At 70.4% G+C, this 10,794-nt stretch carries 14 protein-coding genes; 3 read left to right on the forward strand and 11 right to left on the reverse strand.

Features of this window, described 5'->3' with window-relative positions:
- Positions 1-18 precede the first annotated feature (18 nt).
- The 10 genes from ureC to apbC all read right to left on the reverse strand — a co-directional run bounded on the left by ureC (position 19) and on the right by apbC (position 7,554).
- Positions 19-1,737 (reverse strand): urease subunit alpha, encoded by a 1,719-nt coding sequence (ureC, locus tag AC1Q7O_RS07745; RefSeq protein ID WP_492659699.1) that lies wholly within the window; start codon positions 1,735-1,737, stop codon positions 19-21.
- Positions 1,734-2,039 (reverse strand): urease subunit beta, encoded by a 306-nt coding sequence (locus AC1Q7O_RS07750; RefSeq protein ID WP_119042484.1) that lies wholly within the window; start codon positions 2,037-2,039, stop codon positions 1,734-1,736. The genes ureC and AC1Q7O_RS07750 overlap by 4 nt, the downstream gene beginning before the upstream one ends.
- Positions 2,039-2,200, reverse strand: coding sequence for a hypothetical protein (locus tag AC1Q7O_RS07755; RefSeq protein WP_492659698.1), 162 nt, complete (start codon positions 2,198-2,200; stop codon positions 2,039-2,041). Before AC1Q7O_RS07755 ends, AC1Q7O_RS07750 begins: the two co-directional genes overlap by 1 nt.
- Before the next feature lie 9 nt (positions 2,201-2,209).
- Positions 2,210-2,512 carry an urease subunit gamma gene (gene ureA / locus AC1Q7O_RS07760; protein ID WP_492659697.1) on the reverse strand — a complete coding sequence of 101 codons (303 nt, stop codon included), beginning with the start codon at positions 2,510-2,512 and terminating at the stop codon, positions 2,210-2,212.
- Positions 2,513-2,596: 84 nt separating this feature from the next.
- Positions 2,597-3,175 carry a nitroreductase family protein gene (locus tag AC1Q7O_RS07765; RefSeq protein ID WP_492659696.1) on the reverse strand — a complete coding sequence of 193 codons (579 nt, stop codon included), beginning with the start codon at positions 3,173-3,175 and terminating at the stop codon, positions 2,597-2,599.
- A complete protein-coding gene (gene phnE, locus AC1Q7O_RS07770; RefSeq protein WP_492659695.1) occupies positions 3,172-4,002 on the reverse strand; it encodes a phosphonate ABC transporter, permease protein PhnE in 831 nt (276 codons plus the stop codon). The genes AC1Q7O_RS07765 and phnE (AC1Q7O_RS07770) overlap by 4 nt, the downstream gene beginning before the upstream one ends.
- Entirely contained in the window at positions 3,999-4,805 is an 807-nt protein-coding gene (gene phnE / locus AC1Q7O_RS07775; RefSeq protein WP_492659694.1) for a phosphonate ABC transporter, permease protein PhnE, read from the reverse strand. The genes phnE (AC1Q7O_RS07770) and phnE (AC1Q7O_RS07775) overlap by 4 nt, the downstream gene beginning before the upstream one ends.
- Positions 4,802-5,608, reverse strand: coding sequence for a phosphonate ABC transporter ATP-binding protein (locus AC1Q7O_RS07780; protein WP_492662682.1), 807 nt, complete (start codon positions 5,606-5,608; stop codon positions 4,802-4,804). Before AC1Q7O_RS07780 ends, phnE (AC1Q7O_RS07775) begins: the two co-directional genes overlap by 4 nt.
- Positions 5,605-6,456, reverse strand: a complete 852-nt coding sequence (locus AC1Q7O_RS07785) for a putative selenate ABC transporter substrate-binding protein (RefSeq protein ID WP_492662546.1) — start codon at positions 6,454-6,456, stop codon at positions 5,605-5,607. Before AC1Q7O_RS07785 ends, AC1Q7O_RS07780 begins: the two co-directional genes overlap by 4 nt.
- A 3-nt stretch (positions 6,457-6,459) precedes the next feature.
- Entirely contained in the window at positions 6,460-7,554 is a 1,095-nt protein-coding gene (gene apbC / locus AC1Q7O_RS07790; protein ID WP_492662545.1) for an iron-sulfur cluster carrier protein ApbC, read from the reverse strand.
- A 116-nt stretch (positions 7,555-7,670) separates the two neighbouring features.
- On the opposite strand from apbC, the gene AC1Q7O_RS07795 reads away from it, so the two are divergent.
- The 3 genes from AC1Q7O_RS07795 to AC1Q7O_RS07805 all read left to right on the forward strand — a co-directional run bounded on the left by AC1Q7O_RS07795 (position 7,671) and on the right by AC1Q7O_RS07805 (position 9,834).
- Positions 7,671-8,561, forward strand: coding sequence for a DUF3034 family protein (locus AC1Q7O_RS07795; protein ID WP_492662544.1), 891 nt, complete (start codon positions 7,671-7,673; stop codon positions 8,559-8,561).
- Between the two features lie 221 nt (positions 8,562-8,782).
- Positions 8,783-9,409, forward strand: a complete 627-nt coding sequence (locus AC1Q7O_RS07800) for a pyridoxamine 5'-phosphate oxidase family protein (protein WP_492662543.1) — start codon at positions 8,783-8,785, stop codon at positions 9,407-9,409.
- Between the two features lie 83 nt (positions 9,410-9,492).
- Positions 9,493-9,834: a hypothetical protein gene (locus tag AC1Q7O_RS07805; RefSeq protein WP_492662542.1), complete on the forward strand. Its 342-nt coding sequence runs from the start codon at positions 9,493-9,495 to the stop codon at positions 9,832-9,834.
- Positions 9,835-9,847: 13 nt separating this feature from the next.
- Here AC1Q7O_RS07805 and AC1Q7O_RS07810 read toward each other — a convergent pair whose 3' ends face one another.
- A complete protein-coding gene (locus AC1Q7O_RS07810) occupies positions 9,848-10,750 on the reverse strand; it encodes a LysR family transcriptional regulator (RefSeq protein WP_492662541.1) in 903 nt (300 codons plus the stop codon).
- Positions 10,751-10,794 lie beyond the last annotated feature (44 nt).

Below are 10,794 nucleotides of genomic sequence, written 5' to 3' on the forward strand. Positions count from 1 at the left end.
TCCCTGGGTTGCTGGGGTTCAGAACAGGAAATACCGCTGCGCCATCGGCAGTTCCTTCGCCGGCTCGCAGGTCAGCAGCACGCCGTCTGCCCGCACCTCGTAGGTCTGCGCGTCGATCTCCATGGTCGGCAGGTAGTTGTTCAGCACCATGTCGGTCTTCTTGACCGAGCGGCAGCCCCTCACCGGCACCAGCGTCTTGGCCAGGCCCAGCTTCTCGGCATGCGCCTGGCCGGACTGGCTGACGAACGTCAGCGAGCCCTGCGACAGCGCGCCACCGAACGAGCCGAACATGGGCCGGTAATGCACCGGCTGCGGCGTGGGGATGCTGGCATTCGGATCGCCCATCGCCGCGGCGGCGATGAAGCCGCCCTTCAGGATCAGCGCGGGCTTCACGCCGAAGAAGGCGGGCTTCCACAGCACCAGGTCGGCCCACTTGCCCACCTCGATGGACCCGACCTCGTGGCTGATGCCGTGCGCCAGCGCGGGGTTGATGGCCAGCTTGGCCAGATACCGCTTCACGCGCGCGTTGTCGTTGCCGGCGCCGTCGCCGGGCAGAGAGCCGCGCTGCACCTTCATTTTGTGCGCGGTCTGCCAGCAGCGCAGCGACACCTCGCCCACGCGGCCCATGGCCTGCGAGTCGGAGCTGAACATGCTGATGGCACCGAGGTCGTGCAGGATGTCCTCGGCGGCGATGGTCTCGCGGCGGATGCGGCTCTCGGCGAAGGCCAGGTCCTCGGCGATGCCGGCGTCCAGGTGGTGGCACACCATCAGCATGTCGAGGTGCTCGTCCAGCGTGTTGACGGTGAACGGGCGCGTCGGGTTGGTGGAGCTGGGCAGCACGTTGGCTTCGCCCACCACCTTCATGATGTCCGGCGCATGGCCGCCGCCCGCGCCTTCGGTGTGGAAGCTGTGGATGGTGCGGCCCTTGAAGGCGGCGATCGTGTCCTCGACGAAGCCGCTCTCGTTCAGCGTGTCGGTGTGGATGGCGACCTGCGTGTCGGTCAGCTCGGCCACGTCCAGGCAGTTGCTGATGGCCGCGGGCGTGGTGCCCCAGTCCTCGTGCAGCTTCAAGCCGATGGCGCCGGCATCGATCTGCTGAATCAGCGCCGCGGGCCGGCTCGCATTGCCCTTGCCCATGAAGCCCAGGTTCATCGGGAAGGCCTCGGCGGCCTTCAGCATCGTGGCGATGTGGTGCGGCCCGGGCGTGCAGGTGGTGGCAAGCGTGCCGGTGGCGGGGCCGGTGCCGCCGCCGATCATCGTCGTCACGCCGCTCATCAGCGCCTCTTCGATCTGCTGCGGGCAGATGAAGTGGATGTGGGTGTCGATGGCGCCGGGCGTCACGATGAAGCCTTCGCCCGCGATGATCTCGGTGCCGGGGCCGATGACGATGTCGACACCGGGCTGCACGTCGGGGTTGCCGGCCTTGCCGATGGCGGCGATGCGGCAGCCGCGCAGGCCGATGTCGGCCTTGACGATGCCCCAGTGGTCGACGATGACGGCGTTGGTGATGACGGTGTCCACCGCGTCACCGGGGCCGGGGCCGTTGACGCGCTGGGACTGGCCCATGCCGTCGCGCACGGTCTTGCCGCCGCCGAACTTCACTTCCTCACCGTAGCCGCCGGCGGCCAGCGTGAAGTCTTTTTCGATCTCGATGACGAGGGCGGTGTCGGCTAGGCGCAGCTTGTCGCCGACGGTGGGGCCGAGCATTTCCGCGTAGGCGCGGCGGGAGATCTTCATAGCTTGCCTTGAACCAAACCGCGGAAGCCCCAGACGGCGCGATCGCCGCCGAGATCGACAAGCTCAACAGTGCGGGTCTGCCCCGGCTCGAAGCGCACGGCCGTGCCGCTGCAGATATTGAGGCGCATGCCGCGCGCGGCGTCGCGGTCGAAGCCGAGCGCCGCGTTGGTCTCGGCGAAGTGGTAGTGCGAGCCGACCTGGATGGGCCGCGTGCCGGTGTTGGCGACCTTCAGGGTCAGCGTGCGGCGGCCGGGGTTCAGTTCGTGCTCGCCCTCGGCGGTGATCAGCTCGCCGGGGATCATCACTTGCGGCCCTTGACGAGCCACCACACGGCCACGCCGGCCGCGGCGGCGAGGGCCATCAGGCCTGTGCCGTCCCAACCGTGCAGGTGAGCGGACGGCGCGCCGTGGCCGTCGTGGGCCAGCGCGGGGGCGGCGATCAGGAGCAGTGCGAGTGCGCGCATGGTGGGGCTTCAGGCAATGGGTTGGTGGACGGTGACGAGCTTGGTGCCGTCCGGGAAGGTCGCTTCGACCTGGATCTCGGGAATCATCTCGGCGATGCCGTCCATGACGTCCTCGCGCGTCAGCACGGTGCGCCCGTCGCTCATCAGCTCGGCAACGGTCTTGCCGTCGCGCGCACCTTCGAGGATGGCGGCGCTGATCAGCGCCACGGCCTCGGGGTAGTTGAGCTTGAGGCCACGGGCCTTGCGGCGCTCGGCAAGCAGTGCGGCCGTGAACAGCAGCAGCTTGTCCTTTTCACGTGGAGTTAGTTCCATCTCGCTTTGCTCGATTTCTTTCAGTCAGCACGTGCGGCCGCAAATGCCGGCCGAGCTCGGGGGGTGAGTTCCATAAGTCCACTATCACTTGCAAGGCGGGTGCCAGTCGATCAGCACCTGCCCGGGGTCAGGCTTGCGGGCCTGGCCGGCGGCTTGGCGCGCCGGCGTGCCCAGCGCGATCCAGCCCACCAGCGTCTCGCCGGGCTCGCAGAATGCGGCCGCGATGGCCGGGTTGCGCACCTTGGCGCCGCTGAGCATCTTGCCGCCGAAGCCCAGCGCATGGGCCGCAGACAGAAAGTTCGCGACCGCGCCGCCCACCGCCGCCCACTGCTCATGCGCGGGCACCAGCGGGTGGCCCAGGTCGATGCGGGCGACCACCGCCACAGTGACCGGCGGGCGCAGCGCGCGCTCGGCGTCCAGCGCGGCGCCCTCCTCGCCCTTGGCCGAAGCACGCGCGGCGTCGGCAAACAGTGCTGCCATGCCCTGTTTTGAATCACCACGCACCACTTTGAATCTGTAAGGCACCAGTTCGGCGTGGTCGGGCGCGCGCAGCGCAGCCTGCGCCATCAGCGTGAGCTCGGCATCGCCCGGCCCGGGCTCGACGAGGTGCTTGGGGCCGACCGAATAGCGGGTCAGCAACGCGTCCAGAGAGGTCATCGTCATCGGGTCAGGTGTTGTCTCAGGCGCCAGGACAGCGCGTCCACCGCCGCCACCAGCACCACCATCGCGAGCAGCACGGTGCAGCTCTCGCGCATCTGGAACAGGCCCAGGTGGTAGCTCAGCATCTGCCCCAACCCGCCGGCGCCGACAACGCCCAGCACGCTGGCGGCGCGGATGTTGTTCTCCCAGCGGTACAGCGTGTAACTGGCCAGCTGCGGCAGCGTCTGCGGCAGCGTGGCGAACAGCCACACCCGCACCGCCCCCACGCCCCGCTGGCGCAGCGCGAGCGCCACGTCGGGCGGCGCGTTCTCGAAGCTCTCGGCAAACAGCCGCCCCAGCACGCCGCTGGTGTGCAGCGCCAGCGCCAGCGTGCCCGGCAGCGGTCCCAGGCCGGCCAGGATGAGCAGCAGCACGGCCCACACCAGCTCGGGCACGCTGCGCAGCACGTTCAGCACCAGCCGCGCCGCGCCGCGCGCGAGGCCCGAGCCCGCGGCCGGCAGCGCCAGCGCCAGCCCGCCCACGACGGCCAGCGCGGTGCCGACGGCCGACATCGCCAGCGTCTCCAGCAACGCCCAGCCCGTCTTGGCGAGGAAGGCCGGCGCCGCCTCGGGCGGGAAAAAGCCCAGCGCGAAGCGGCCCATGCTGGCCAGCGCGTCGACACCGAGGAAGGCCGCCCACTGCAGGTCCAGCGACCAGAAGCTGGCGACCACCAGCGCAGCCAGCGCCAGCAGTACGGCGGCGGTGGACGGCCTCGGCGCCGCTCGGCCGCCCGGAGGCGCCGACGCCCCCTCGGGGGGCAGCGAACGAAGTGAGCGTGGGGGCTGCCTCATGCCAGTCGCCCCCGCAGCCAGCGGCTGAACGCATCGCTGGCCATCACCAGCGCGATGAAGACCAGCAGGATGGCGCTCACTTCCGCGCCCGCGAACATCTTGGAGGCGCTGTCCAACAGCTGCCCCAGCCCGCCCGCGCCGACGAAGCCCAGCACGACGGACGATCGCACCGCGCACTCCCAGCGGTAGACGGTGTAGCTCAGCAGCTCCGGCGTGCAGTTGGGCAGCGCGCCGAACAGCAGCGCCTGCAGCCGGCCGGCGCCGCCGCGCAGCAGCGCCTGCGTGGGCGCGGGGTCGGCGCTTTCCAGAATCTCGGCGTAGACCTTGCCCAGCATGCCGCCGTAGGCGATGGCGATGGCCAGCACGCCCGCCGTGGGCCCCAGCCCGACAACGCGCACGAAGACGAGGGCCCACACCAGCTCCGGGATGGAGCGCAACGCCACCAGCAGCGCGCGCACCGCGCCGCGCAGCCAGCGCGCCGGGCCGGGGCGCCCCTCCAGCGTGCTGGCCGACAGCCGCGTGGTGGCCAGCAGCGACAGCGGCACCGCGAGGGCGAGCGCCAGCGTCATGCCCGCGGTGGCGATGGCGACGGTGCGCCAGGTCTCGCGCGCCAGCAGCGCCAGGAACTCGGCGTCGCTGCGCGGCGGGAAGAACTGCGCGATGAAGCGGCCGGTCGCGCGCAGGCTGCGCTCGTCAAGCAGCGTCCAGGGCTTGAACTCGGCCAGCACGAGCAGCGGCCAGGCCAGCACCAGCATGCCCAGCAGCAGCGCCCAGCGCCGGGCCAGCGCGGGGTCGCGCGTCATCGGCACATGGCCTGCGGCAACGGGATGGGCTGCACCAGCGGCGCCAGCTCGGGCGGTGCCTCGTCCTGGCTGCGGTACAGCTCCTCCAGCAAATCCTCGTCGATGGCGCCGGGCGGGCCGTCGAACACGACGCGCCCGGCGCGCAGCGCCACGACGCGGGGGAAGTGCTTCAGCGCCAGGTCCACCTGGTGCAGGCTGCACACCAGCGCCGCGCCGCGCTCGGCGGCCTGCTGGCGCAGCACGGCCAGCACGGTGCCGGCGCGGGTCGGGTCCAGCGCGGCCAGCGGCTCGTCGGCCAGCCACAGGCGCGCATCGGCCACCAGCAGCCGCGCCAGGCCCACGCGCTGGCGCTCGCCGCCTGACAGGCGGTCCACGCGCAGCCACAGCTTGTCGGCCAGGCCCAGCGGCGTCAGCGCGGCCAGCGCCAGCGGCGCGTCGGGCGGGCTCCACAGCGTGCGCAGGCTGCGCACGAGCGACATCTGCGGCAGCCGCGCCGCCAGCACCGCCACGGCCACGCGCTGGCGCGGCGGCAGCGGGGGCTGCTGCGGCGCGAGCGCGATGCCCGCCCGCAGCCGCTGGCGCTCGCGGCGCGGCTGCGCCCAGGGCTCGGCGCCGTCCAGCGCAAGGCGGCCGGCCAGCGGCGCCTGCATCAGCGCCAGCTGGTTGAGCAGCGTCGTCTTGCCGGCACCCGACGCACCGATGACGGCGACCGCCTCGCCGGCGGCGATGTCCAGGTTCACGCCGCGCAGCACCGCTGACGTGCCGCCCAGCGCGGCCGCGTCGATGCCGCTCAGCGAGATCACTTCAGCAGGCCGGCGTTCTCGGCAGCGGCCTTGATGCCGGTGTAGTTCTCGGGCTTGGTGGCGATGAACTTTGTCGCACGCTGCAGGCCGAGGATCTCCTTGCCCTGCGGCGTGGACGGGTCCAGCGCCAGGAAGGCCGCCTTGATCTTGTCCTGCAGCGCCTGCGGCATGTCGGCGTGAACGGACCAGTTGTAGTCGTAGTAAGCAGGCGTCGTGTAGAACACCTTCACCTGCGCCGGGTCAACCTTCTTCTCGGCGACGAACTTCTCCCACACCGAGATGTTCAGCGCACCGGCGTCCACCTTGCCGCTGGCGACGGCGGCGATGGTCGCGTCGTGCGCGCCGCTGAAGGCCACGCGCTTCAGGTCCACATCGGGGTTGACCTTGGCGGCCAGCAGGAAGCTGCGCGGCATCAGGTGGCCCGACGTGCTGCTCTGCGAGCCGAAGGACAGCGTCTTGCCCTTCAGGTCTTCCAGCCTGGCGATGCCGCTGGCCTTGTCGGTGATGAAGACGGAGCGGAACTTCTCGTCCTCCTCGCGCTGCACCAGCGGGACGATCTTGCCGCCCGAGCGCACATTGGCCTGCACGAACGTGAAGCCGCCGAACCAGGCCAGGTCGATCTTCTTGTTGACGACGGTCTCGACGGCCGCGGCGTAGTCGGTCACCGGCGTCCACTCGACCTTCATGCCCAGCTTGCTCTCCAGGTAGGCACCCAGCGGCGCGAACTTGCGCGCCAGCTCGGTGGGCGATTCATCGGGAATGGCTGTCACTCGCAGCACCTGCTGGGCATGCGCGGTGGTGGCGGCCAGGGCCAGGCTGGCGAGGATCAGGCGGCGGCGTGTGGTCATGGCTCAGCTGTTCTTGGAGATGGAGATGGTGGGGAACTTGGACGAGTAGTCCTTGCTCTGCGCGGCAATCTTGGACGACACCTTGCGGGCCAGCGCCTTGTAGAGCGCGGCGAACTCGCCGTCGGGCTGGGCGGCGACGGTGGGCGTGCCGCTGTCGGCCTGCGCGCGGATGCTCATGGCCAGCGGCAGCGAGCCCAGCAGCTCGGTGCCGTACTGCGCGGCCATCTTCTGGCCGCCCTCGGCGCCGAAGATGTGCTCGGCGTGGCCGCAGTTGCTGCAGATGTGCACCGCCATGTTCTCGACGATGCCGAGGATGGGCACGCCCACCTTCTCGAACATCTTCAGGCCCTTCTTGGCGTCGATGAGCGCGATGTCCTGCGGCGTCGTGACGATGACGGCACCCGTGACAGGCACGCGCTGCGAGAGGGTGAGCTGGATGTCGCCGGTGCCGGGCGGCATGTCGATGATGAGGTAGTCCAGGTCCTTCCAGTTGGTCTGGCGCAGCAGCTGCTCCAGCGCCTGCGTGGCCATGGGGCCGCGCCAGATCATGGCCTGGTCGTCGTCGACGAGGAAGCCGATGGAGTTGACCTGCAGGCCGTGGGCCACGTGGGGCTCCATCGTCTGGCCGTCATGGCTCTCAGGGCGGCCGCTGGCGCCCAGCATCAGCGGCTGGCTGGGACCGTAGACGTCGGCATCCAGCACGCCCACGCGGGCGCCCTCGGCATGCAGCGCCAGCGCGAGGTTGGCGGCCGTGGTGCTCTTGCCCACGCCGCCTTTGCCGGAGGCCACGGCGATGATGTTCTTGACGCCCGGCAGCAGCTGCACGCCACGCTGCACGGCATGGGCGACGATGTTCGTCGTGATGGTGACGCTGACGTTGCCGGCGCCCGGCTGGGCCTTGACGGCGTCCGTCAGCGCCTCGGCCAGCGCCGCGTGCTGGCTGGCGGCGGGGTAGCCCAGTTCGACGGCGATGGCGACATCGCTGCCGCTGACCTTGACCGACTTGATCGCCCGGGCCTCACCCAGCGTGCGGCCGGTTCCGGGGTCGACGACGGCTTGCAACAGGGGTTGAAGCTGGGCTTCGGAGATGGCGGTCATGGGCAAAAGTACTGCGTTTTGGCGAAGTACGGCAGTCTAGCCCCGCGGGTTTTGCCGCCGGCGGGCAGGGGCGTGCGTAGAGTGGCCGGCTTCAGCCTTTCAGCCGAGAAACGCCCATGCGCCACCCTGCCCTGCTGCTCGCCGCCCTGCTCGCCGTGCCCGCTTGTGCGCAACCCGGCGGCAAGCTGCTGCTGACGGGCGGCGTCTCCAGCATCGACGGTGCCGCCGGCGGCGGCCTGACGCCCTGGGCGCTGACCGGCAGCTACGCCACCGCCGGCGAGGTGGGCGGCACGGCGTTCGCCACCCGCGTGGCCACCGGCGACTACGGGCTGTGGACCTGGGGCGCGGCGCTGTCGGTGCACGACCGCGTCGAGTTCAGCGTCGCCCGGCAGGACTTCGACACGCGCGACAACCTCGCGCCGCTGGGGCTGCCCGGGCTGCACCTGAAGCAGGACATCGTCGCCGCCAAGCTGCGCGTGACGGGCGACGCGGTGCTGGACAGCGACTCGCTGATGCCGCAGGTCGCCATCGGCATCGAGCACAAGCGCAGCCATGCCGGCGCGCTGGGCCCCACGCTGTTCGGCCCGCTGGGCGCCAAGGCGTCGGGCACGGACCTGTACGTCAGCGCCACCAAGCTGCTGCTGGCCGAGGGCGTGCTCGTCAACCTGACGCTGCGCGCCACCAAGGCCAACCAGAACGGCCTGCTGGGCTTTGGCGGCGCGCAGGGCCGCGGCATGCGGCTGCAGCCCGAGCTGTCCATCGCCAAGCTGCTGTCCAGCCAACTCGCCATCGGCGTGGAGTTCCGCGCCAAGCCGGACAACCTGCGCGACTCGGTGCTGGGCGCCGGCGCGCTGGCCGAGGACGACTGGAAGGACGTCTTCATCGCCTGGGCGCCCAGCAAGCGGGTATCCATCACGGCGGCCTGGGTGGACCTGGGCCGCATCGCGCCGGCCGTGCAGCCCCGGCGGCAGACGGGCGGCTACGTGTCGGCGCAATTCGCCTTCTAAGCCCCGGCGTACGCTGGCCGGGCGAGCACCGGCATCCAGCAGGTCGCTCGGCCGCTCGCTCCGCCGCCTCGCGGCCGCCCACGCAGAGCCACGGCGGCGCCATTCCGCTGCGCGAAACATTCCATTCGGTCGGGCGGGCATTCTGCTTTTGCGCCGGCTCAACCACAGTCCGGTCATCTGCTGCAGTGACTGCAGCGTGGTCAACGACACCGGACCGAACCATGAGCCGCGCCTATTCAGACCTCGCCTTCACGTCCGCCGTGCGTGCCATGCAGACCCGCATGGGCAGCCGGTCGTCCTACGCACGCCTGGACCTGGCCGAAGATCGACGTGATGCATTGACCGAACGGGAAGCCGAGTTCATTGAAGAACGCGACGGCTTCTACCAGGCCACCGTCAGCGAGACCGGCTGGCCGTATGTGCAGTTCCGTGGCGGTCCGGCCGGCTTTCTGAAGGTGCTGGACGCGAAGACCTTGGGCTACGCCGACTTCCGAGGCAACCTCCAGTACATCAGCGTCGGCAATCTCGAGGGCAACGACCGCGTCTCCCTCATGCTGATGGACTATGCGAACCAGCGGCGCCTGAAGATTCTGGGCCGGGTGCGCCTGGTGAGCGAGGCCGACGACCCGGCCTTGCTGGCCAGGCTCCGGCTGCCGCGGTACCGCGCCCACGTCGAGCGCGCCTTCGTCATCACCGTCGAGGCCTTCGACTGGAACTGCCCGCAGCACATCACGCCCCGCTTCACCGAGGCCGAGATCGAGCAGGCCGTGCAGCCCCTGCGCGCCGAGCTCGAGCAGGCGCGCCTCGAGCTGGCCCGGCTTCGGGCCTTGTCGCACCCAGCCCGCTAGCCGGGGCCATTCACGCTCATGCCCAGCGGGCGCGAGGCCGTCCGGCTGGGTGAACTCGTCCTGCCTCGACCCTAGGAAATTCCATGCACATCAAGCACATGCTGACCAAGGCCCGGTCCGACGCCACCATCACCCCGGTCGAGGCGCGCGACGCCATGCTGGGCTGCTTCGTCACCATCCATGGCGAGACGCTCAAGCGCGGCGCCGCATTGCTGGGCAAGCCGCTCAGCGACGATCAGGCCGAGCACCATGCGACCGTCATCATGAAGGGCCTGCTGGGCCCACAGTGGGACCGCCCGACACCGTCCGCACTGGCCGAGGCGCGCATCCGCATGGACCAGAAGATGAACTTCTCGCAGGCACCGCAGGATTTGCAGGACCTGCACGAGCAGGTCTGCAATCTGATCGTCAGCAAGACCGCCTGAGACCGGGCCGGGCTCAGCCGGGCGGCGCCAGCCGCTCGCGCAGCCGCTCGATGGCCAGGTCGATGAAGGCCCGCACCTTGTGAGAGGCGTGGCGGCCTTCTCGGTGCACCAGATGCACGGGCAGCGGGGCCAGCTCGAACGGTTCCAGCACCAGCCGCAACTCGCCGCTGCGCACCCGGCTGTCAACCTGGTAGGACATCAGGCGCGTCAGGCCGAAACCACCGACAGCGGCCGCAATGGCCGAGTCATTGGTGGTCGTCAGCATCCGCGGCGCCAGCTTGACGTTGCGCGCCTCCCCATCGACCTTGAAGCGCCACTCCGGCGCCGGCGTGACCGCGTTGGCCGAGATCACGGCGTGGCTCAGCAGGTCCTCGGGCTGCGCCGGTTCACCGTGCTGGGCCAGATAGGCCGGCGCCGCGCAGATGACACGGCGCACGCTGCCCACCCGAATCGCCTGCAGCGACGAGTCCGGCAACTCGCCGATGCGCACGGCCACATCCACCCCTTCTTCCGTCAGGTTCACCACCCGGTCCAGGAACCAGCAGGACGCAGTGACCTCGGGGTAGCGCTGCAGGAACTCGGTCACGACCGGTGTGACATGCAGCGCGCCGAACAGCACCGGCGCGGTGACCGTCAGGCGCCCGCGCGGCGCACCGTGCAGGCCGCTGACCGATTCATCCGCCTCGGCCAGCTCGGCCAGGATGCGCCGGCAATCCTCCACGTAGCGGGCACCAGCCTCGGTGACACGCACGACCCGGGTGGTGCGCGTCAGCAGCCGGGCACCCAGATGCGCCTCCAGCTCGCTGATGGCCCGCGTGACGGCGGGCGGCGAGATGCCCAGCTTGCGCGCCGCACCGGCGAAGCCGCTGGCATCGACCACCGCCACAAAGACATTGATGAGATGCAGTCTGTCCAACTATTCCTCCGCGCGCAACGGTGAATTGGGTTTGCCGGAGATTC

The sequence above is a fragment of the Roseateles sp. GW823-FHT07B05 genome, from assembly GCF_058794515.1.